Annotated in this window: 19 protein-coding genes; 14 read left to right on the top strand and 5 right to left on the bottom strand. The window is 60.1% G+C overall.

What is annotated here, in order from left to right; translation table 11 throughout:
* The first annotated feature begins 531 nt into the window (after window positions 1-531).
* The 11 genes from ACIOZM_RS06065 (at window position 532) to ACIOZM_RS06015 (ending at window position 13,308) form a co-directional block, all read left to right on the top strand.
* Window positions 532-1,350 carry an energy transducer TonB gene (locus tag ACIOZM_RS06065; protein ID WP_401210696.1) on the top strand — a complete coding sequence of 273 codons (819 nt, stop codon included), beginning with the start codon at window positions 532-534 and terminating at the stop codon, window positions 1,348-1,350.
* A gap of 67 nt (window positions 1,351-1,417) precedes the next feature.
* On the top strand, window positions 1,418-2,104 hold the full coding sequence (locus ACIOZM_RS06060; protein ID WP_401210716.1) for a MotA/TolQ/ExbB proton channel family protein: 687 nt from the start codon (window positions 1,418-1,420) through the stop codon (window positions 2,102-2,104).
* On the top strand, window positions 2,104-2,505 hold the full coding sequence (locus ACIOZM_RS06055) for an ExbD/TolR family protein (protein WP_401210693.1): 402 nt from the start codon (window positions 2,104-2,106) through the stop codon (window positions 2,503-2,505). Before ACIOZM_RS06060 ends, ACIOZM_RS06055 begins: the two co-directional genes overlap by 1 nt.
* 208 nt (window positions 2,506-2,713) lie before the next feature.
* The gene (locus tag ACIOZM_RS06050; protein WP_401210691.1) at window positions 2,714-5,425 is read left to right on the top strand and encodes a TonB-dependent receptor; all 2,712 of its coding nucleotides are present in this window, start codon (window positions 2,714-2,716) and stop codon (window positions 5,423-5,425) included.
* Window positions 5,426-5,646: 221 nt separating this feature from the next.
* Window positions 5,647-7,512: an extracellular solute-binding protein gene (locus tag ACIOZM_RS06045; protein WP_401210689.1), complete on the top strand. Its 1,866-nt coding sequence runs from the start codon at window positions 5,647-5,649 to the stop codon at window positions 7,510-7,512.
* Window position 7,513: 1 nt separating this feature from the next.
* Window positions 7,514-8,578, top strand: coding sequence for a microcin C ABC transporter permease YejB (locus tag ACIOZM_RS06040; protein WP_401210686.1), 1,065 nt, complete (start codon window positions 7,514-7,516; stop codon window positions 8,576-8,578).
* The gene (locus tag ACIOZM_RS06035; RefSeq protein ID WP_401210684.1) at window positions 8,578-9,600 is read left to right on the top strand and encodes an ABC transporter permease; all 1,023 of its coding nucleotides are present in this window, start codon (window positions 8,578-8,580) and stop codon (window positions 9,598-9,600) included. The genes ACIOZM_RS06040 and ACIOZM_RS06035 overlap by 1 nt, the downstream gene beginning before the upstream one ends.
* Before the next feature lies 1 nt (window position 9,601).
* Entirely contained in the window at window positions 9,602-11,293 is a 1,692-nt protein-coding gene (locus ACIOZM_RS06030) for an ABC transporter ATP-binding protein (RefSeq protein ID WP_401210681.1), read from the top strand.
* A 109-nt stretch (window positions 11,294-11,402) separates the two neighbouring features.
* Complete coding sequence (locus ACIOZM_RS06025) at window positions 11,403-11,924, top strand: DUF3455 domain-containing protein (protein ID WP_401210678.1); 522 nt, start codon at window positions 11,403-11,405, stop codon at window positions 11,922-11,924.
* A 149-nt stretch (window positions 11,925-12,073) separates the two neighbouring features.
* The gene (locus ACIOZM_RS06020; RefSeq protein WP_401210675.1) at window positions 12,074-12,610 is read left to right on the top strand and encodes a sigma-70 family RNA polymerase sigma factor; all 537 of its coding nucleotides are present in this window, start codon (window positions 12,074-12,076) and stop codon (window positions 12,608-12,610) included.
* Window positions 12,607-13,308 (top strand): anti-sigma factor domain-containing protein, encoded by a 702-nt coding sequence (locus ACIOZM_RS06015; protein ID WP_401210673.1) that lies wholly within the window; start codon window positions 12,607-12,609, stop codon window positions 13,306-13,308. Before ACIOZM_RS06020 ends, ACIOZM_RS06015 begins: the two co-directional genes overlap by 4 nt.
* Here the strand turns inward: ACIOZM_RS06015 and ACIOZM_RS06010 are convergent.
* Together ACIOZM_RS06010 and ACIOZM_RS06005 are read right to left on the bottom strand one after the other, a co-directional pair.
* Window positions 13,305-13,607: a hypothetical protein gene (locus tag ACIOZM_RS06010; protein ID WP_401210670.1), complete on the bottom strand. Its 303-nt coding sequence runs from the start codon at window positions 13,605-13,607 to the stop codon at window positions 13,305-13,307. The genes ACIOZM_RS06015 and ACIOZM_RS06010 overlap by 4 nt on opposite strands.
* A gap of 134 nt (window positions 13,608-13,741) precedes the next feature.
* On the bottom strand, window positions 13,742-14,827 hold the full coding sequence (locus tag ACIOZM_RS06005) for a DUF1615 domain-containing protein (protein ID WP_401210668.1): 1,086 nt from the start codon (window positions 14,825-14,827) through the stop codon (window positions 13,742-13,744).
* A gap of 257 nt (window positions 14,828-15,084) precedes the next feature.
* Here ACIOZM_RS06005 and ACIOZM_RS06000 point away from each other — a divergent pair, with 257 nt between their 5' ends.
* Complete coding sequence (locus ACIOZM_RS06000) at window positions 15,085-17,292, top strand: TonB-dependent receptor (RefSeq protein ID WP_401210665.1); 2,208 nt, start codon at window positions 15,085-15,087, stop codon at window positions 17,290-17,292.
* 132 nt (window positions 17,293-17,424) lie between these two features.
* A complete protein-coding gene (locus ACIOZM_RS05995) occupies window positions 17,425-18,960 on the top strand; it encodes an FAD-dependent monooxygenase (protein WP_401210663.1) in 1,536 nt (511 codons plus the stop codon).
* Window positions 18,961-19,084: 124 nt separating this feature from the next.
* Here ACIOZM_RS05995 and hemB read toward each other — a convergent pair whose 3' ends face one another.
* From hemB to ACIOZM_RS05980, 3 genes are all read right to left on the bottom strand, one after another.
* Window positions 19,085-20,059, bottom strand: a complete 975-nt coding sequence (hemB, locus tag ACIOZM_RS05990; protein WP_401210661.1) for a porphobilinogen synthase — start codon at window positions 20,057-20,059, stop codon at window positions 19,085-19,087.
* A 155-nt stretch (window positions 20,060-20,214) separates the two neighbouring features.
* On the bottom strand, window positions 20,215-21,057 hold the full coding sequence (locus ACIOZM_RS05985) for a PhzF family phenazine biosynthesis protein (protein WP_401210659.1): 843 nt from the start codon (window positions 21,055-21,057) through the stop codon (window positions 20,215-20,217).
* Window positions 21,058-21,068: 11 nt separating this feature from the next.
* Entirely contained in the window at window positions 21,069-21,767 is a 699-nt protein-coding gene (locus ACIOZM_RS05980; RefSeq protein ID WP_401210657.1) for a glutathione S-transferase family protein, read from the bottom strand.
* A gap of 245 nt (window positions 21,768-22,012) precedes the next feature.
* On the opposite strand from ACIOZM_RS05980, the gene ACIOZM_RS05975 reads away from it, so the two are divergent.
* Complete coding sequence (locus ACIOZM_RS05975; protein WP_401210654.1) at window positions 22,013-22,687, top strand: histidine phosphatase family protein; 675 nt, start codon at window positions 22,013-22,015, stop codon at window positions 22,685-22,687.
* The last annotated feature ends 49 nt before the right edge of the window (window positions 22,688-22,736 follow it).

Genomic DNA, 22,736 nt, shown 5'->3' with positions numbered 1-22,736 from the left:
GACCCGAGCGCAGTCGCTCTATTCCGCAGATAAGCGGGATACAGCGTTAGACCTGACTCGCCCCTGAAAAAGCCCCATGAACCGGGCTAGCGGAGAACATCGCGCCAATGAAAAAGCAGCCAGCGGATAAAACTTATATAAATGCGACACAGGTAACAGCAATGAAATACCAACGATACATTCGTGCCATATCTGGCACAGCGGTTGCTAAATGGAATACGACTACTTGATACAAGTGAACCCTGTAGGAGCTGCCGAAGGCTGCGATCTTTTGATTTGGCTTTAGAAATCAAGATCAAAAGATCGCAGCCTTCGGCAGCTCCTACAGGGGAAAAGAACAACAGCCATGGAATGGGTTACATGAAACGAAGTCGATACCACTAAGTCAGTAACTGTACGCAAGCCTTGTTAACCAGATAGTTCAACTATCGGCACGCGCGCACCCTGAAGAAAGTTGAATCAACCCACTCGAACATTACGCAAATGTTCGGATGGCACCTTATTGCCCTTCATCAACCCGAGGGAGCTTTAATGAACGATGCGGTAAAACACAGAAGCCTGCCCGGGCCGTTACGGGAAGCGCCGCTCCCGCCGGCTTCAGGCCGGCTGGCGTTTAAAGCCAATACCTCGCAACCCGGTGGTTTGAACAAGCAACAGATGGTGTTGCTGGTCGCGGTATCGGCGCTGATACACGGCGGCGCCTGGTGGTTTCTCCAGCAGTCCAGGACCGAGCCACTGCCGACGCCGCCGCAGATCCCGGAAATGACCGTCGAGCTGACCAGCCCGACGCCACCGGCACCGCCGACTCCGGAGCCACCGCCACCTCCTCCGCCACCGCCCGAACCCGAGCAACCGGTGGAGGACGAGGACGCGGTCAAACCGCCACCGAAACCGGTGGAGAAACCCAAGCCCATCGAAAAACCAAAACCGGTCGAGAAGCCGAAACCGGTGAAGAAAGTCGAGCCGCCGAAAGCCCCGGTCGCCCCCGCGCAACCGGCAGCGCCTGCTGCGCCGGCCACACCGAGTGCGCCACCGGCGCCTGCCGCCGCACCGGGCCCGGTGAAAGAGTCGGCGGCGATTTCCGGCCTCGCCAGCCTCGGCAATCCGCCACCGGAATACCCGTCACTGGCTCTGCGGCGCAGTTGGGAAGGCAGCGTGGTGCTACGCATTCAGGTGCTGGCCAACGGGCGTGCCGGTTCGGTGACGGTGACCAAGTCCAGCGGCAAACCGCAACTGGATGATGCCGCCGTCGCCGCCGTGAAGAACTGGAAGTTTATTCCGGCCAAGCGCGGGGACACCCCGATTGACGGCTTCGCCACCCAGACCATCGATTTCAAATTGCCGCAATAACCGAACGCTCAATCAACGCACAACCGAATAACGCAAGCGAGGTGTCACCATGAACGATTTGTCTTCGATGATTGTCCCCGGCGTGCTCTGGGGCCTGGTGCTGTTTTCCGTGCTCAGCTGGGCGATCCTGCTGGTCAAGTCGGCGCAATACCTGCGTCAGAAATCCCAGAACAAACAGTTCAGCAAAGCCTTCTGGGGCGCGCCGGACCTGCTCACCGCCGCCGAACACGCCAGCCAATATCCGGGCTCATTGGCGCGGATCGCCAGCAGTGGTTTCGAGGCGTTGCAGGTAGAAGAATCGCCACGCACCACCCAGCAACTGGCGCACACCATCAACCGTTCGGATCGTCTGGAACGCAACCTGCGCCAACAAATCCAGAAGGAACGCCGCTCGCTGGAAAACGGTCAGGCGATCCTCGCCAGTATCGGCAGCACCGCGCCGTTCATAGGTTTGTTCGGTACTGTTTGGGGAATCATGGAAGCCCTGAAAAGCATCGGCGAAACCGGTTCGGCCAGCCTTGAAGCGGTCGCCGGCCCTATCGGTCACGCGCTGATCGCCACCGGCGTCGGTATCGCCGTCGCCGTGCCGGCAGTGCTGATTTACAACTTCTTCCTGCGTCGCCTGAAACTCGCCTCGGCCGACATGGATGACTTCGCCCACGATTTCGACGCCCTCGCCTCACGCAGTGCGTTTTCCGTCAGCCGTCAGGCCATCGCCAGCAAAACCACGGCCGCCGTGCGGGAGGCCAGCTGATGTCGTTCTCCACTCAAGACAGCGATGAAGTGCTCAGCGAAATGAACGTCACGCCGCTGGTCGACGTGATGCTCGTGCTGCTGGTGGTGTTCATCGTCACCGCGCCGTTGATGACCAATGCGATCAAAGTGAACCTGCCGAAAACCGATGCTGTTGCTCCCGCCGAAAAGAAAGACCCGGTAGTGGTCAGCGTCGATCAGGACGGCAAGTTCTATCTGGCCAAAACCGAAGTGGCCCCGGAGTCGCTGGAGGCCAGCCTCAAGGAGGTCAAGGCCAAAGACGCCGAAGTGCGCGTGCAATTGCAGGCCGACTCCGCCGTCAATTACGGCCAGGTGGCCAAAGCCATGGCGTCTATCGAACGCTCGGGCATCAGCAAGATTTCGGTGATGACCACCCACTGAGTGCGGTGTCGGGCGTGCGCTGAACAATCACACCCGACACCGCTTATCGAATCCCGTCGCAATCAGCCGACCGAAAAACGCCCTGCGTCTTCGGAGGGGATCGGCTTGCTTGAAGAAAGTGGTTTTTCGCGGCGCGGCACCACCGTGACCTGCGCAATCAGGGCTCACAAGGCCATTTCGATAACGTCTAACAAAGTCGGAAACAACCATGCTGATGAACACTCCACGCTTTACGCTCAAACCTTTGGTGGCCACGATTTCTCGTCACCGTTTTGTTCCGTTGTATCTGGTGGCCATGGGGATGGGCGCCGGGACTGTGCAAGCGGCCGAGGACGACAACGTTGCCGTCCCCGCTGCGGCGGCAGTCGTCGCGCCGACCACGCAACTGCAACGGGTGGAAGTGACGGGTTCGGCGATTCGCCGGGTCGATGCGGAAACCGCTGTGCCGATCACCATTCTCAAGGCCGATGAGCTGCGCAAACAAGGCGTGACCACCACCGCCGAACTGGTGCAGCGCATCACCGGCAGCCAGTCGATCAACAACAGCGCCGGCTCGGTCGGCTCGGCCACGGGCGGCGCGTCGTTCGCCGACATGCGCGGCATCGGCGCAAACAAGACGCTGGTGTTGCTCAACGGTCGACGCCTGGCCAACAACGCCTTGTCCGGGACCAACTCGGCAGGTGGCGCGGTCGATCTGAACATGATCCCGTTTGCCGCCATCGAGCGTGTGGAAGTGCTGCGCGACGGCGCATCGGCCCTGTACGGCACCGACGCCATCGGCGGCGTGATCAACTTCATCACCAAGAAATCCATGACCGACGGCCAGCTCACCCTCGGCGGCGAAACCCCGACTAACGCCGGTGGCGGCGCGACCAAAGACATGAGCGCCAGTTGGGGCTACGGCGATCTGGAGCAGGACCGCTTTAACGTGCTTGGCGTGTTCAACTACAACAAGCAGCAAAACCTCGACGCCAACGACCGCTCCTTCGCCCGCGATTACGAGCCCGGTCGCGGCCTCGATCAGACTTCCGGCACCGCGTTCCCCGGCAACTACAGCCAGAACGGCAACGCCACCAACCCATTGGCCAACAGCAATTGCAACGGGCCGAACCTGGTTGCCCGCGATGGCTTGTGCCGCTTCAGCACCCGCGAATACATCGACCTGATTCCGCAGACCGAGAAGACCTCGTTTTTCGGCAAGACCACCGGCAAACTGGCCGACGATCACAACGTCAATCTCGAATATTTCTGGTCGCGCAACAACAACGCCACCGCCATCGGCCCGGCGCCGCTGACCGGTTTGAGCCTTGATTCATCCTCGCCTTATTACCCAGGCAACGGCATCACCCCGGGGCCAACCGGGTTTGCCCTCGACCCGACGCAACCGGTCGATGTGAACTGGCGCGAAACCGCTGCCGGCCCGCGTGAATCGAAAGACCAGAACACCAGCCAGCGCTTTCTGTTGAGCTTCGACGGTCTGGTCGGCGGCTGGGATTACAACGTCGGCGCCTCGTACAACCAGAACAAAATCGTCTCCAGCGTCACCAGCGGTTATGTCAGCGATCAGGCGATGATCAACGGCCTGGCCAGCGGTTTGCTCAACCCGTTCGGCCCGCAATCTGCGGCCGGTCAGCAGTACATTGATGACGCTGCGTATCACGGCGCCTATTCCACCGCTGTCGGCCGGGTCGCCGGATTCGACGGGCGGATCAGCCGCGAGATCGGTGACTGGTTTGGCGCCGGCCCATCCGGTCTGGCGCTGGGCGGCGAGTATCGCAAAGAGAAATTCCATCAGGACTTCGAATCGTTTGCCGGCGACATCCAGAGCCTCGGTATCGACCCGGCCGGCAGCGTCGAGGGTGATCGCAGCGTGAAAGCCGCGTACGCCGAAATCAACGTGCCGGTGCTCGACAGCCTCGAACTGTCAGCCGCCGTACGTCACGACAAATACAGTGACTTCGGCAGCACCACCAACCCGAAATACTCGTTCCGTTATCAGCCACTAAAAGAGCTGGTGGTGCGTGGCGCGTACAGCGAAGGCTTCCGTGCGCCGTCGCTGTATGAGTTGTATTCGCCGCGCAGCATCACTTACACCCAGGGCTACTACAACGATCCGGTGCTGTGTACCGGCGGCGTGGTGCAACCGGGCGGCAACGGCGGGCGCGATTGCGGTCAGCAGTTCCTCAATCAGATTGGCGGCAACGAAAATCTCGCTCCGGAGAAGGCACGTAACGTGACCCTGGGCTTTGTCTATCAGCCGATCAGCAGCCTGTCGGTCGGTCTGGATTTCTGGTGGATTCACATCTCCAACCAGATCCAGCCGTTCCCGGAATCCACTGTGTTTGATCAGTCCGGCAGCTATCAGGATCGCTTCGTGCGCAATGCCGATGGCACGCTCAACTACATCGTCACCGGCAACGCCAACCTTGGCATCGTCGAGACCAACGGTGTCGACGTGTCGCTCGACTATCGCTTCCCGAATACGCCTTACGGTCAGTTCGGTCTGGGGCTGCAAGGCACTTATGTCGACAGCTATGACTTCCAGAGCACCATCAAGGGCCCGTTCACCGACAAGGTCGGAGACTTCGAGGGTGACGGGGTGATTTCCCGCTGGAAACACAACCTCACCGGCAGCTGGACCTTCGGTGCGGCACGGGCGGCACTGACCAACCGCTTCACCACTGGTTACAACGATTACGACCGCGACACGCACGCGACGGTGGCATCGTATTCGGTGTGGGATCTGTCGGCCGGCTACACCTTCGACAAGGTGCTGGATGTGGACGCGGGGATGAAAAACATGTTCGACCGCAACCCGCCCTTTACCAACCAGGCCTACAACTTCCAGAGCGGTTATGACCCACGCTACACCGACCCGCTGGGCCGTACGTTGTTTGCGCGCATGACGTATCACTTCTAACCCGCAACACCGTAATCCCTGTAGGAGTGAGTCTTGTGGCGAGGGGATTTATCCCCGTCCGGCTGCGCAGCAGTCCTAAACCATTGATCGCGGTCTGTCTGGTAATTCGCGGTTGCAGGTTTTGGGGGTGCTTCGCGCCCCAACGGGGATAAATCCCCTCGCCACACAGGCTCACTCCGACAGATTGAACCGTGATCTTTCAGGGCCTCAGGAGTGACTTCATGACTTTCATGCGCAACATGGCAGGCCTGCTGCTTGGCGGCGCGCTGCTGTGCAATGTGGCACCGGCGCTGGCCGTCGGCAGTTATGCGATGACGGTGTACGGCGAGGCGCCGAAATACCCGGCGGGTTTCGAGCATTTCGACTTCGTCAATCCCGACGCGCCCAAGGGTGGTTCGCTCAGCCGCGCGTCGATGGAGATCGGCCAGTACAACTACATCACGCCCTATGCCGACCAAGGCATCTCGGTGGTGCAGGTCAATGACTGGGTGTATTCGCCACTGGCGTTTCGCTCACTGGACGAGCCCTACACCGTCTACGGGCTGGTCGCCGAGAAAATGCAACGCGACCCCGAAGGCCTGTGGGTGCGCTTCACGTTGAATCCCAAGGCACGCTTCGCCGACGGCAAGCCGATCACCGCTGAAGACGTGCGCTACACCTTCAATCTGCTGATGACCAAGGGCAGCCTGAGTTATCGCCAGCAATACGCCGACGTGCAGGACGTGGTGATCGAAGGGCCGCGTCAGGTGCGTTTCACCTTCAAGAACAACCTCAACCGCACGCTGGCGCTGGATCTGGCGACGATGCGCGTGGTGCCCGAACACTGGTGGCAGACCCGCGACTTCGCCAACGGCGGCGGTTTCGAACCACCGCTGGGCAGCGGCCCGTATCGGGTGAGCAAGGTCGATGCCGGGCGCAGCATCAGTTTTGCGCGTGATCCGGATTGGTGGGGCAAAGACCTGCCGGTCAGTCGCGGCCTGTACAACTTCGACAGCCTGACCGTGAATTTCTACGGCGACACCGACGTCGCGAGGCAACTGCTGCAAGCCGCCGCGTTCGACTACAACCGCGAGTTTTCTTCGTCCGGTTACGTGGTCGGCTACGACAGCCCGGCACTGCGCGACGGCCGTTTGCAGCAATCGATTCTGGCCCCGGAAAAACCGACGGCTGCCCAGGGCTTTGTGTTCAACCTGCAAAACCCGGCGTTCAAGGATCGTCGCGTACGTCAGGCGATCAGCCTGTTGTGGGATTTCGAGTGGACCAACAAGCAGATGATGCGCGGCTTCTATGTACGCCAGAACAGCTACTGGCCGAAGAGCGAAATGGCCGCCACCGCCCTGCCCGATGCGGAGGAATTGAAGATCCTCGAACCCCTGCGCGGACAGATCCCGGACGAGGTGTTTACCGAGGTCTATCAGGCGCCGAAAACCGATGGCAGCGGCTACATCCGCGACAAGCAACTGCAAGCGCTGAAGCTGCTCGCCGAGGCAGGCTGGACGCCGCAAAACAATCGGCTGGTGAACGCTGACGGCGAACAATTGGAGTTCACTTTCCTCGACGGTCAGGGTGGTTTCGACCGCATGCTCCTGCCGTTCAAACGCACCCTCGCGCAGATCGGCATCACCCTCAATCTGCGGCGGATCGATTCGGCGCAATACGTCAACCGTCTCAACGCCCGGGACTACGACATGATCGTCACCAGTTTCCCGCGCAGTGGCGATCCGATCGTCTCGCCGGGGCGTGAGCTGTACAGCCTCTACGCCTCGCAAAGTGCCACGCAGATCGGCAGTTCGAATTCGATGGTGCTGGCCAATCCGGCGGTGGATCAATTGATCGACGGCCTGGTGCAGGCCAACACCCGCGACGCCATGGTGCATTACGCCCGCGCCCTCGACCGGGTGCTGCAATGGGGTTACTACATGATTCCCAACTACTACTCCAAAGGCACGCCGACGGTGTATCAAAACCGTTTCGGCATGCCCGCGCACCAGCCGCTGTACAACGAAGGGCTGGAAACCTGGTGGGAGGTGTCGGCCAAGCCGCTGACCCGCCAACAGATGAACGCCCAACTCGCGGGGGGCCAGTGACATGCTGCGCTATCTGAGTCGCCGCCTGCTGCTGATCATCCCGACGTTGCTGTGCATTCTGGTGGTCAATTTCCTCATCGTGCAGGCCGCACCGGGTGGCCCGGTGGAGCAAGCCATTGCCCGTCTGCAAGGCTTCGGCAACCACGGCATGGGCGGTGGCGGCGAAGTCGCGGCGATTGGCGGTGCCGGGCGCAGCAGCCGAGGTCTGGACCCGGCGCTGATCGAGGAAATCAAACACCACTACGGCTTCGACAAACCGATGCACGAACGCCTGTGGCTGATGCTGAAAAACTACGCGCAACTGGACCTGGGCTGCAGTTTCTTTCGCGGCGCCAAGGTCACTGACCTGATCGTGCAGAAACTGCCGGTGTCGCTGTCGCTCGGGTTATGGGCGACGCTGATCACTTACCTGATCTCGATCCCGCTGGGCATTCGCAAAGCGATCAAGAACGGCAGCGCCTTCGATGTCTGGAGCAGCACGGCGATCATCATCGGTTACGCGATGCCTGCATTTCTGTTCGCGATTCTGTTGATCGTGGTGTTTGCCGGTGGCAGCTACGTCAACTGGTTTCCGGTGCAGGGTCTGGTCTCGGACAACTTCGACAGCCTCAGCACATTGGGCAAGGTCGGCGACTACCTCTGGCATCTGGTGTTGCCGGTGACGGCGCTGGTGATCGGCGGTTTCGCCACGCTGACGATCCTCACCAAAAACAGTTTCCTCAACGAGATCAGCCGCCAGTACGTGATTACCGCACGGGCCAAGGGTCTGACCGAGCGCCGCGTGCTCTACGGCCATGTGTTTCGCAACGCCATGCTGTTGGTGGTGGCGGGCGTGCCGTCGGCGCTGATCGAAGTGTTTTTCGCCGGTTCGTTGTTGATCGAAACCATCTTCAACCTCGATGGCCTCGGGCGCATGAGCTACGAAGCGGCGGTATCACGCGACTACCCGGTGGTGTTCGGCGCGCTGTTTCTGTTCACCCTGTTCGGCTTGCTGATCAAGCTGATCGGCGACCTCTGCTACACCCTGCTCGACCCGCGCATCGACTTCTCGGCGAGGACTGCCTGATGTTCACTCTTTCCCCTCTGGGCCAGCGGCGCATCGCGCAATTCAAGGCCAATCGGCGTGGGCGCTGGTCGCTGTGGCTGTTCATCGGCCTGTGCCTGATCTGCCTCGGCGGCGAACTGATCGCCAACGACAAACCACTGGTGATCCGCTACCACGACGCCTTTTATTTCCCGATCCTCAGCGATTATCTGGAAACCGATTTCGGCGGCGAACTGCCGTTTCAGCCGGATTACGCCAGCGATTACGTGCACAAGCTGATCGAAGGCCAGGGCGGCTGGATGCTGTTTCCGCCGATCCCGTTCAGTTACGACACGGTCAATTACGACCTCACCGAACCGGCGCCAAGTCCGCCCTCGACCAGCAACTGGTTGGGCACCGACGATCAGGCGCGGGATGTGTTGGCGCGGGTGATTTTCGGCACGCGGATTTCGATTCTGTTTGCCTTGATCCTCACCGGCATCAGTGCGCTGGTCGGCATCGTCGCCGGTGCGTTGCAGGGTTACTACGGCGGCTGGGTCGATCTGCTCGGACAACGGGTGCTGGAGATTTGGTCGGGGTTGCCGGTGCTGTACCTGCTGATCATTTTGTCCGGTTTCGTCTCGCCGAGTTTCTGGTGGTTGCTGGGGATCATGGCGCTGTTTTCCTGGCTGGCGCTGGTCGATGTGGTGCGTGCCGAGTTCCTGCGTGGGCGCAATCTGGAATACGTCAAAGCGGCGCGGGCGCTGGGCCTGACAGATAACGAGCTGATGTGCCGCCACATCCTGCCCAACGCCATGACCTCCACCCTCACCTACCTGCCGTTCATTTTGACCGGCGCGATTGCCACCCTCACCGCACTGGATTTTCTCGGTTTCGGCATGCCTGCCGGCACCGCGTCACTGGGTGAGTTGATTGGCCAGGCCAAGCGCAATCTGCAAGCGCCGTGGCTGGGGCTGACGGCGTTTTTTGCCTTGGCGCTGATTCTTTCTTTGCTGGTTTTCATCGGTGAGGCTTGCCGTGATGCATTCGATCCCCGGAGCTGAAATGAACGACAACCTGATTGAAATTCGCGACCTGCGCGTGGCCTTCGCCGGGCAGCCAGTGGTGCATGGCTTGAACCTCGATATCCGCCGTGGCGAGTGCCTGGCGCTGGTCGGTGAATCGGGCTCGGGCAAGTCGGTGACGGCGCATTCGATCCTGCGTCTGCTGCCGGGTAAAACCGTCAGCAGCAGTGGCAGCATTCGCTACAACGGCGTGGAATTGCTGCATGCCAGCGAGCAACAGATGCGCGGCTTGCGCGGCAATCGCATCGCGATGATTTTCCAGGAGCCGATGACCTCGCTCAATCCGCTGCACACCGTGGAAAAACAGGTCAGCGAAGTGCTGGAAATCCACAAGGGCTTGAAGGGCCGCGCCGCCCGTGAACGTACGCTGGAACTGCTGGAGCTGGTGGGCATTCGCCAACCGTTACAGAGACTGAAAGCCTATCCCCACCAGCTCTCCGGTGGTCAGCGGCAACGAGTGATGATTGCGATGGCGCTGGCCAACGAACCGGAGTTGTTAATCGCCGATGAACCGACCACGGCGCTGGACGTAACAGTGCAGCAGAAGATTCTCGAACTGTTGATCGAGTTGCAGCAACGCCTCGGCATGTCACTGCTGCTGATCAGCCACGACCTCAATCTGGTGCGCAGGATCGCCCAGCGTGTGTGCGTGATGCGTCACGGCGAAATCGTCGAACAGGCAGATTGCGAAACGCTGTTTCGCGCACCGCAACACTCTTACAGCCGCTTGCTGATCGAGGCCGAACCGAGCGGCGCGCCGGTACCGAGTCTGTACGATCACAACCTGCTGGAAGTCGATGATCTGAAGGTCTGGTTTCCGTTGCCCAAGCCGATGTTCAGTCGGCAGCAGGAGTACATCAAAGCGGTCGATGGCGTCAGTTTCAGCCTGCAACGCGGCAAGACGCTGGGGATTGTCGGCGAGTCCGGTTCGGGCAAATCGACGTTGGGTCAGGCGATTCTGCGGTTGGTGGAATCCGAGGGCAGCATCCGTTTTGGCAACAAGCAATTGAGCCTGCTCAGCCAGCGCTTGATGCGGCCATTGAGGCGGCAGATTCAGGTGGTGTTTCAGGACCCGTTCGGCAGCCTCAGCCCACGGATGTCGGTGCAGCAAATCATCGCCGAAGGCTTGCTGACCCACGGCATCGGTACCGAGGCTGAGCGCGAGGCGGCGGTGATTCGTGTGCTCGAAGAGGTCGGGCTTGATCCGCAGAGTCGCCATCGTTATCCCCACGAGTTTTCCGGTGGCCAGCGCCAGCGCATCTCCATCGCCCGCGCATTGGTGCTGGAACCGGCGCTGATTCTGCTGGATGAACCGACCTCGGCGCTGGATCGCACGGTGCAGAAGCAGGTGGTGGAGTTGTTGCGGCAATTGCAGATCAAGCATGGGTTGACGTATTTGTTCATCAGCCATGATCTGGCGGTGGTGCATGCGCTGGCGCATGACTTGATGGTGATCAAGGATGGCAAAGTGGTGGAACAGGGCTCGTCGCGGGAGATATTTGCGGCGCCGCAGCACCCTTACACCCAGGAACTGCTGAAAGCCTCCAGCCTCAAGCCCGACGAAGAACCCTGTGGGAGCTGGCTTGCCAGCGATGGCGTCGCACCAGTCGACATTCATTTTTCTGACAAACCGCTATCGCTGGCAAGCCAGCTCCCACAGGTACCGCAGTGACTGAAAAATATTTTCCGGCCACTGCATCCAAAAGCCTCCGTCACGGGTAGTCCCTGTAACAGCCCCTTCTCGGCTGCCAGCGATTGACCCTTCTCGGAGAACACAACTGATGAACATCACCCAGCTGATTTGCCTCACCGGTTTGCTTGCAGCCACCTCGACCGTCTTCGCGCAAAGCGGCCTGCCCGACAGCATCAAAGTCCCGGACGGCCACAAGGTCGCGATGGAAACCACCGGGGTCGGCGAGATCACTTATGAGTGCCGCGACAAGCCCAATGCTGCCGGGCAGACCGAGTGGACGTTCGTCGGCCCGAAAGCGGTGCTCAATGATCGCAGCGGCAAACAAGTTGGCACCTACTTCGGCCCGCCGGCCACCTGGCAGGCCAAGGACGGTTCGAAAATCACCGGCACGCAACTGGCGGTCGCGCCGTCGAGTCCGGGCAATCTGCCGTATCAACTGGTCAAGGCCAATCCTGCCGAGGGTAAAGGCGCGATGAGCGGTGTGAGTTACATTCAGCGCGTGGCGCTCAAGGGCGGCGTGGCGCCGGGCAGTGAATGCACGGCGGCGAACAAGGGCAAGCAGGAAGTGGTGAAGTATCAGGCGGATTATATTTTCTGGGCCGCGAACTGACTTTTTACCAACAACACATAACCTGTAGGAGCTGCCGCAGGCTGCGATCTTTTGATCTTGTTTTTTAAATCAACATCAAAAGATCGCAGCCTTCGGCAGCTCCTACAGGGATTCATGTGATTTGCGGAATATGAGCTAGATTGCAGAGCATGTCCTTACCCGAAACCTTATTCGATTACGAAGCCCACCTCGCTGCCTGCGCTCGCGGCGAGCGTGCGGCCCTGCACCGTTTGTACGTGCAGGAAGGCCCGCGCCTGCTCGGCGTGGCCAAGCGACTGGTGCGTGACACGGCGCTGGCGGAGGATGTTGTTCATGACGCATTTATCAAGATCTGGAACGGTGCGGCAGGGTTTGACCCGGCACGCGGTTCAGCGCGTGGCTGGATGTTCAGCGTGACACGGCATCTGGCGTTGAACCTACTGCGCAATCATGGCCGCGAAACGCTGCTCGAAGAGGATCATCAAGTGCATTGGCAAGACGATGACGGCTTCGACGCGCAGGCGCATTCGGCGCGCATTCACCATTGTCTGGGGCAACTGGAGCCGCAGCGTCGGCTGTGCATTCTCCACGCCTATGTCGATGGCTACAGCCACGTACAAATTGCCACTCGCCTCGACACGCCGCTGGGCACCGTCAAAGCCTGGATCAAACGCAGCCTCAATGCGTTGCGGGAGTGCATGGGATGACCCTCGAATCGGCACAGGAACGCGATGAACTGGCCAGCGAATACGTGCTCGGCACCCTATCGCCTGATGAACGCGCCGCAGTACAACGGCGCCTGTCGAGTGAGCCCGAGTTACGGGCCGACGTGGATGCCTGGGAGCGGCGCCTGCTGGACCTGACTGACTTTGCCGGGTCGCATCAGCCATCAGCGCATTTGTGGCCGAGGATTGAGCGCAGTGTCGAACGACTGACGCCGACAGTAACGGCCCGAGCGGCAACATCCTGGTGGAATCTGCTGCCGCTGTGGCGAGGGCTGAGTGCTGCGGGTCTGGCGGCAACCTTGCTGCTGGGCTCAATCCTGCTGACACAGACCACGCCAAAACCGAGCTATCTGGTGGTGCTGGTTGCACCGCAAGACAAGGCGCCGGGCTGGGTGATTCAGGCCAGCAATACGCGGGAGATTCAGCTGATTCCGCTGGGTGTGGTCGAAGTGCCGGCGGACAAGGCGCTGGAGTTCTGGACCAAGGCGGATGGCTGGCAAGGGCCGGTGTCGCTGGGGCTGGTCAAGCCCGGGCAGGCGCTGTCGATCCCGCTGGACAAGCTACCGCCGCTGCAACCGAACCAGTTGTTTGAGCTGACACTGGAAGGCGCCAACGGCTCACCGATTGGCAAACCGACCGGGCCGATTCAGGCGATCGGCCGGGCGGTGAAGGTGCTTTAGCTGATAGGCCGTTGGCTAGTGACAGTAAATACCGAATCTGAGTTATCAAGTATCTGCTGAACGAGACTATCGAGACCAGGACAAGATTGACCCTCCATCTTTGCTACAATTGCGACTTTGTTCAACGTAACAATCTCCACACCTTTAAAAACCACTAACTCATCTCCCCCAACAACCCTCAGCACTAACTCATCAGTCTTTTCGTCATAACTTTCAAATATCCCTGAGATGCTTTTGGTACCGTCCAACCGATCACCGACCGTAACATCCGCGAGGATTGTTTTGATTTCATCGTTCATGTCAGTTTCCTCCTGATTTGAAACATCAGGCTAACTGGCAAAAACTAATCTAATAACTGTCAACTCTGACAGTCCGCTAGATTCTTTGGCACTAAAACCGGCATTTTAAATTCGAAGTTAATAAATGCGACTTCTTACTTCGCCATGCAGCGTTTGTATCGCTCATCGACTCGCTTGGCGAACCACGCCGTGGTCAGTTTGCGGGTAATTTTCGGGCTTTGCAGGACGATCCCCGGCAGCAGTGCGCGCGGTAATGTTTTGCCCTCGGCTTTCTCCGCCAATTCGAACACCCGTTGATAGAGTTTGGTCTCCTCGAACTCCAGGGTGTTGCCCTTCTCCAGTTGATCGCGAATGGTCGGGTTGCGCATGCCCAATGATTTACCGAGGGTGCGCACCGCCAGCTCCGTACTGCCGGGCATGATCGAGTCATAACGGATCACGTCGCCGTCCAGCGCCAATGGAATGCCCGAGGCGCGACTGACGGCGTTCTGGAACGCGGCGTTGCGGCTGGCGTACCAACCGGCGTTGAAATCGGCGAAACGGTACAACGGCTCACGATAGTTCACCGGGTAACCGAGCAAATGCGCGATGCCGAAATACATGCCGCCGCGACGACTGAACACTTCGTGGCGAATCGTATCTTTGACCGGGTACGGATAATCCTTGGCGTGCTTCTCGGCAAACTCGATGCTGACCTGCATCGGCCCGCCGGTGTGGACCGGGTTGAAACCGCCGAACAAGGTACGGCCCATCGGCACCATGCCGATGAAGTCATCGAAAATCGCGCTCAGCTCTTTCTCGCTACGCGCCGCGCTCAGGCGTTCGCTGTAGGTTTTGCCGGTGGGTGAACGCACGGCGAGCGCGCCGCTGACCAACAGGCTGGGGATGTGTACTTTGCCGGCACGACGGTCGATTTCGTCGCGGGCGATCTTGCCCAGGCCCGGCACGGTTGGATCGACCTGGAAGGTCGATTCCTGCTCGGTAACGGCCAGCACTGCGCAGAGGTTTTGGGTGGTCGGGCTGATTTTCTGCGCGGCGAACGCGGCATAGATATCCGTGGCCCAGCCTTGGCGGTCGCCGGCTTTTGCCGGCATCAGCCGGACTATTTCAGCCTTCACTTCGGCGGGCGCACGCGGCGCTGGTTCGTTATTGCGCTGGCCGGCGCAACCGGCCAACACCAGCAGTGCGGCGAGGCTGATCAGTAATCGAGGGGTGTGCATGGTGCTCCATCAAGTCCGTTGTGCCGGGTTCACCATAGGTCAATCCAATGGCGCAGACCAGAACTCCTAATAAGTGCCCCCCACACCACAATGGTTCAGTGGAATGCTCTGGATTAAAGCTTTGAGCACTGATGACAAATTGATTGCAAAACGTTACTGAGAAAACCTATCATTTGCACCTGGAGTCGCATTTGCGCAAGGAGTTCCCGCGCCGCCCTTAATTTTTCCCATTGGCCGCGCGCCTCCAGGAACCACCCATGCCCGCTCCAGCTCGACTCGGCGTCCCTTTTCGCCCGACGCTTCTCGCCCTGCTGTGCTCTCTGACCGTCACCGCCCACGCCGCCACCGAAAACGATGGCAAAGAGTTGGTGCTGGATAACGTCAACATCAACGCCCAGGCACCTGCGCCAGACGCCCTGCCCCCGGCTTACGCGGGTGGTCAGGTTTCACGCGGCGGCCAGTTGGGCGTGCTGGGCAATCAGGACATGATGGATGTGCCGTTCAGCGCGGCGTCCTACACCGAACAACTGATTCAGGATCAACAAGCCGAAAACGTCGCCGACGTGCTGCTCAATGATTCGTCGGTGCGCCAGGCTTCCGGTTTCTCCAATCAGGCGCAGATCTTCATGATCCGCGGCCTGCCGCTGACTGGCGACGACATTTCCTATAACGGTCTGTACGGCGTGCTGCCACGACAGATCATTTCTACCGACGCTCTGGAGCGCGTGGAAGTATTCAAAGGCCCGAACGCCTTTATCAACGGCGTGACCCCGACCGGTTCCGGCATCGGTGGCGGCGTCAATCTGCAGCCAAAACGCGCCGGCGACGTGCCGCTGCGCCGCTACACCACCGACATCAACAGCGAAGGCCGCATCGGACAGCACCTCGACCTCGGCCAGCGTTTCGGTGAAGACAACCGCTTCGGCGCACGGCTCAACTTGTCCCAGCGCGAAGGCGATACCGGCATCGATCACGAGAACCAGCGCTCGAAACTGTTCGCCATCGGCCTCGATTATCGCGGCGACGCACTGCGCATTTCCGGCGACTTCGCCTACCAGAAAGAACGCGTCAACGGTGGCCGCAACTCGGTCAACCTCGGCACCGCCACGCACATTCCGGACGCGCCATCGGCCGACACCAACTACGCGCCGAAGTGGGGCTACACCGATATCGAAGACACCTTCGGCATGATGCGCGCCGAATATGACCTGAACGAAAACTGGACGGCCTATGCCGCTGGCGGCGCCAAACATACCCGCGAAGTCGGTAACTACAACTCCACCACGCTGGTCGGCAATAACGGTGCATCGTTCACCACGGGCTCGTTCATTCCCCACGACGAAGACAACACCAGCGTCATGGCCGGCCTCAACGGCAAATTCAACACCGGCTCAGTCAGCCACAAGCTCAATTTCGGCCTGACCGGTATCTGGACCGAGCAACGCAGCGCCTATGACTTTGACCTGACCAAGTACGCCAACAACATCTACCACCCGGTAGAAACCCCAGCGCCGAACGGCAATTTCTCCGGCGGCGACCTCAGTGATCCGGGCATCACCGGCAAGACCTTCAACCGCAGCGTGGCACTTTCCGACACCCTCGGTTTCTTCGATGATCGCCTGCTGATCACCGCTGGCCTGCGCCGTCAACAACTGGTGGTGCAAGGCTACAACTACGCCAGTTATGGCAGCGGCAGCCGCAAGTCGAGCTACGACGAATCGATCACCACGCCGGTCTATGGCGTCGTGTTCAAGCCATGGGAGCACGTGTCGCTCTACGCCAACCATATCGAAGGCCTGGCGCAGGGTCCGACCTCGCCGACCAGCACTGGCGGCTTCCGCGTGACCAACGGCAACGAAGTCTACGCACCGGCCCGCTCCAAGCAGACCGAAGTCGGGGTGAAAGTCGACATGGGCACGTACGGCGCGAGCCTGGGTGTTTACCGCATCGAGCAGCCGAGCGACGGTTACTGTGAAATCAACAGCGCCACCACCTGCACCTACGTGCGTGAAGGCGAGCAGATCAACAAAGGCGTGGAAATGAACGTGTTCGGCGAGCCAATCAGCGGCCTGCGCCTGATCAGCGGCCTGACCTTGATGGACACCGAACTGAAGAACACCCTGAACGGCGCCAACGACGGCAACCGCGCCATCGGCGTTCCGACCTTCCAGTTCAACGCTGGCGCGGACTGGGACGTACCCGGCCTGCAAGGCGTAGCGCTGAATGCGCGGATGCTGCGTACCGGCGGCCAATATGCCGACGCGGCGAACAACCTCAGCCTGCCGACCTGGAACCGCTTCGACGCTGGCGCGCGTTATGCCTTCAAGGTCTCGGAGAAAGACGTGACCCTGCGTCTGGGTGTAGAGAACCTGGCAAACAAGAAGTATTGGGAATCGGCTCAGGGTGGTTATCTGACCCAGGGTGAACCGCGGGTGGCGAAGTTGTCGGGCACCATCGACTTCTAAACACAAAAGCCCAGCCAAAACAAAAAAGGCCCCACAGCTTCATCGCTGCGGGGCCTTTTTCCGTCTGGCAGGCCAACTGGCCGCCCTGCCCGTCTGATCCATACTTGCTGCACAGCAAATGGAGCACCGCCCATGAACCGCAGCGACGTACTGATCATCGGCGCCGGCCCCACCGGGCTGGTATTGGCCCTGTGGCTGAGCAAACTCGGGGTCCGCGCACGCATCATCGACAAGACCTCAGCCCCCGGCACCACGTCCCGGGCACTGGCGGTGCAGGCCCGTACGCTGGAGTTGTACCGGCAACTGGACCTGGCAGACGCCGTGGTGCGCAACGGCCACCGGGTGGCGGCGGCGAATTTCTGGGTCAAGGGCAAACCGGTCGCGCAGTTACCGCTGAACCGTATCGGCGAAGGTCTGACGCCTTATTCGTTTATCGAGATTTTCCCGCAGGACGAACACGAACGGCTGCTGATCGAGCGCCTCGAAGACTATGGCGTGGTGGTTGAGCGCAACACTGAACTGGAGAGTTTCGAACAAACCGCCGACGGCATTACCGCCCATTTGCGCCGACCCGATGGCGAGCAGGAAATCTGTCAGGCCTGCTATGTCGCTGGATGCGACGGCGCGCGTTCAGTGGTGCGTAAATCCCTCGATGCCGGTTTCCCCGGTGGCACTTACCAGCAGATTTTCTACGTTGCTGACGTCAAGGCCAGCGGCCCGGCGCTCAATGGCGAGTTGCATATCGATCTCGATGAAGCGGACTTTCTCGCGGTGTTCCCGCTGGCCGGCGAAGGCCGCGCAAGATTGATCGGCACCGTGCGCGACGAACGTGCGGAGCGCGCCGAAACCCTGGAGTTTTCCGATGTCAGCAGCCGCGCCATCGAACACTTGAACGTACACATCGAAGACGTGCATTGGTTCTCCACCTACCGCGTGCATCATCGCGTGGCCGAGCATTTTCGTCAGGGGCGGGCGTTTCTGCTCGGCGATGCGGCGCATGTGCACAGCCCCGCTGGCGGTCAGGGCATGAACACCGGCATCGGTGACTCAATCAATCTGGCGTGGAAACTCGCCGCCGTACTCAACGGTAGCGCGACGGCCAAACTGCTCGACAGCTATGAAACCGAACGCATCGCCTTCGCCCGGCGGCTGGTGTCCACCACCGATAAAGTCTTCAGTTTCGTCACCGCCGAAGGACGTATCGCCGACCTGCTGCGCATGCGTGTGGCACCGTTTCTGATCCCGAAAATGGCCTCGTTCGAGGCAAGCCGCGAGTTTCTGTTTCGCACGGTGTCGCAGGTGACCCTCAACTATCGCGGCATGCCGCTCAGCCAGGGCGTCGCCGGCCACGTCCACGGTGGTGACCGTTTGCCTTGGGCACATGATGGTGAGGGGGACAATTACGAGCCGCTACGCCAACCGTGCTGGCAGGTGCATGTGTACGGCGACACCAGCGACGAAATGATCGCCTGGTGTGTTGAACATCATTTGCCGCTGCACGTGTTCGACTGGCGTCCGGCGTTTGAAACGGCGGGTCTGGGCCGCAACGGTTTCTACCTGTTGCGCCCGGACACCTATGTGGCGATTGCCGACAGCAGCGCCGATCCGAAAGTGATTGAGCGCTACTTTCGCGATCATGGGATCAGGCCGTATTTCGAATTGTCCTGACACACCACAAAACCCTGTAGGAGTGAGCCTGCTCGCGATAGCGTTCGATCAATCAACATCGATGCCGACTGACATTACGCCATCGCGAGCAGGCTCACTCCTACATTTGGATCTCGGGTGTTGCTTAGATCCCGGCCAGAGCCAGATCCATCGCAAAGTAGGTGAAGATCAGATCCGCACCCGCCCGCTTGATCGCGCCGAGGCTTTCACGCACCACGCGATCTTCATCAATCGCCCCGGCCTGTGCGCCGAACTTGATCATCGCGTACTCGCCACTGACCTGATACGCCGACAGCGGCAGGTTCGAGGCCTGACGAATATCGCGGATGATGTCCAGGTACGCGCCGGCCGGTTTGACCATCAGCGCATCGGCACCTTCCTGCTCATCCAGCAACGATTCGCGCAGCGCTTCGCGGCGGTTCATCGGGTTCATCTGATAGCTTTTGCGATCGCCCTTGAGCGCGCTGCCACCGGCCTCGCGGAACGGGCCGTAGAGCGCCGAAGCGAACTTGGTCGAATAGGCCATGATCGGCGTCTGGGTGAACCCCGCCGCGTCCAGTGCCTTGCGAATCGCCTGCACCTGCCCGTCCATCGCCGCCGACGGCGCGATCACGTCGGCACCGGCATACGCAGCTGCCACGGCTTGTTTGCCGAGGTTGATCAGGGTCTGATCGTTATCGACTTCATGGTTGTGCATCACGCCGCAATGGCCGTGATCGGTGTACTCGCAGAAGCAGGTGTCGGACATCACGATCATCTCCGGCACGGCGTCCTTGGCGATCCGCGACATGCGCGAGACCAGACCGTCTTCACGCCAGGTATCGCTGCCGTTGCTATCCAGATGATGCGACACGCCAAAAGTCATCACCGACTTGATCCCGGCCCGGGCATAACGCTCGATCTCGCTGGCCAGTTTGCGCTCGGGAATACGCATCACACCGGGCATGCTTTTGATCGGCACGAAGTCGTCGATTTCTTCTTCGACGAAAATCGGCAGCACCAGATCATTGAGGGTGAATTCGGTTTCCTGGAACAGACTGCGCAGGCTCGCATTGCGGCGCAGACGGCGGGGACGTGCTTCGGGGAACTGACTGGACATGGGGTCTTTCCTGAAAAACGGCAGATGAGACGAAAGTCGTAGGGGGCGAAGCTTATGCCTTGCGGGGGATGGGGTACAAACCTGGATCAATCAAGAGTGCATTACCGGGGGTGTAATAATCTTTCTGTTCGCCCCAAAATCTGCGTTGAGGATACTTAGAGAGTCAATGTTCCGCTGATACACGTGACTACCGAGCCGCCGATCCAGATCTCATCGCCCACCCGCTCCACTTGAATCCGTCCGGCGCGGCCCATTGTAAGGCCCTGGCTGACCACATAAGCGTCCGGCGCCAAACCTTCAGCAAGCAACCACTGGGCAATTCCTGCGTTCAGGCTGCCGGTCGCCGGATCTTCCGGCATGCCGTCGCCGGGGATGAATGCGCGTACTTCGAACTGCGCATCAACGCCGTCGCGCTCGGGATTGCACGGTGCAATCACACCGACCGCCAAACCCGGCATCTGCGAATGATCGGGCTCCAGATTCAACACCTGTTGCCGATCGGCGAGCATGACCGCCAGCCAACCAGCGCCGTTGTCCACCCATTGCGCCCGGACAATGTCGCCCTGCGCCAAACCCAGCCCGCGCTGCACCCGGGCGAGCACATCAGCCTCCACCGGCCCGGTGCGCAGCAATGCCGGCGCCAGAAATGCCAACTCAGCGCCCTGACGCCTTATCCGCACCAGACCAACCCCGCACTCCTGAATGATTTCATCACCCTTGGGCTCCCCGCCCGCCTCCAGCCAGGCATGACAGGTGCCGAGGGTCGGGTGTCCGGCAAACGGCAACTCGTTCAGGGTGGTGAAGATCCGTACCCGGTAATCGGCGCGCGGGTCCTGCGGTTCCAGAATGAACGTGGTTTCGCTCAGATTGGTCCAGGCGGCAAACGCCGACATGCGTTCATCGCTCAACGAGTCGGCGCCGAACACGACTGCCAGTGGATTGCCCTTGAGCGCGACATGGCTGAAGACATCAACCTGTTTAAAGTCGAAGGAACGCATGCGAGGCCCTGTCATGAAGGAATGGTCAACCCACGCACCACCGCCGGCCGCGCCAGAAAACGCTCGAGCACCCGGGTGACGTTCGGGAAGTTGCTGATGCCCACCAGATCACCGGCCTCATAGAAGCCGATCAGGTTGCGCACCCACGGAAAGGTTGCGATGTCGGCGATGGTGTAGCGCTCGCCCATGATCCAGTCGCGTCCTTCGAGGCGGGTTTCGAGCACGTTGAGCAGGCGTTTGCTTTCGTCGACGTAACGGTCACGCGGACGCTTGTCTTCGTAGTCCTTGCCGGCAAATTTGTTGAAGAAACCGAGCTGGCCGAACATCGGGCCGATACCGCCCATCTGAAACATCAGCCACTGGATGGTCTCGTACCGCAGCGCGCCTTCCTGTGCCAGCAACTGGCCGCTCTTGTCGGCGAGGTAGATCAGGATCGCGCCGGACTCGAACAATGGCAGCGGCTGATCTTGCGGGCCATGGGGATCGAGGATCGCCGGGATCTTGTTGTTCGGGTTCAGCGACAGGAACTCCGGCGACAACTGATCGTTGGTGTCGAAGCCCACGCGGTGCGGCTCGTAAGGCAGGCCGACCTCTTCCAGCATGATCGACACTTTGACGCCGTTGGGCGTCGGCAAGGAGTAGAGCTGAATCCAGTCTGGGTACTGCGCCGGCCATTTCTGGGTAATCGGGAACGCGGACAGATCGGTCATGGGAAGCATCCAGTCACAAATTGAGGGTTGATCATAATGTAGCGCCGCTGCGGCTCCTACACGAACCGTAACATCCTGTGGTTAACCTGGGCTCCAGCCAGACAGGGTTGCCGTTAGGATCGAACCAAACGGGTCTGATGGCCTCAAAGGACCGTTGCAACGACATGGACAACACCCGGCGCTGGGAGCCCGCGGTGTAAGGGTTTGTCAGCCTTAACCGAAATTGCTGAAGAATCCCCTATTTCATGACGAACCTGATGAGTTTCGCCAAACGTTTCAAACATCGCGCCTACGTGGCCCTGCCCTCGCTGCTGGCGGTCAGTGCGTTGCTGCTGTCGCTGGAATCCAGCGAGAGCCGCGCCCAACCGGTGGACGGCACCCAGACGCTGGTGTTTCTGCGCCATGCGGAAAAACCCGAGGGCGGCCTCGGCCAGCTCAATTGCCAGGGCCTGAACCGCGCCATCGAGCTGTCGACCCTGTTGCCGGAAAAATTCGGCAAGGCCGATTATGTGTTTGCCGCCAACCCGACCCGCAATGTTGAAGAAGGCGAACTGGATAACTCGTACAGCTACATTCGACCGCTGATGACCATCAGTCCTGCGGCGATCAAGCTCGGTTTGCCGGTGAACATCGAGTTCTCGGCGAATGACACCAGCGATCTGGCGCATGAGCTGCTTGAAGACAAGTATCACAACTCGACCATCTACACCGCGTGGTCACATGGTTATCTGCCTGAGCTGATCAACAAGGTTGCCGGCAACGCCGTCGGCAAAAAACAGCACATCACGGATGACTGGGCAGGCAACGACTTTGACTCGTTGTATGTGCTGACCCTGACCTGGCACAACGGCAAGGCCAGTCTGCAGAGTCACAGCTATAAGCAGGGGCTGGATAACGGCAAGGTGACTTGCCCGACTTGAGTTTTTCGGCGCCTGTCATGACGCCATCGCTGGCAGGCCAGCTCCCACA

It is taken from the genome of Pseudomonas sp. NPDC087346 (assembly GCF_044744235.1).
GTDB lineage: Bacteria > Pseudomonadota > Gammaproteobacteria > Pseudomonadales > Pseudomonadaceae > Aquipseudomonas.
Note: the sequence above shows the minus strand (reverse complement) of the source record. Positions and strands in the feature narration are given on the sequence as shown.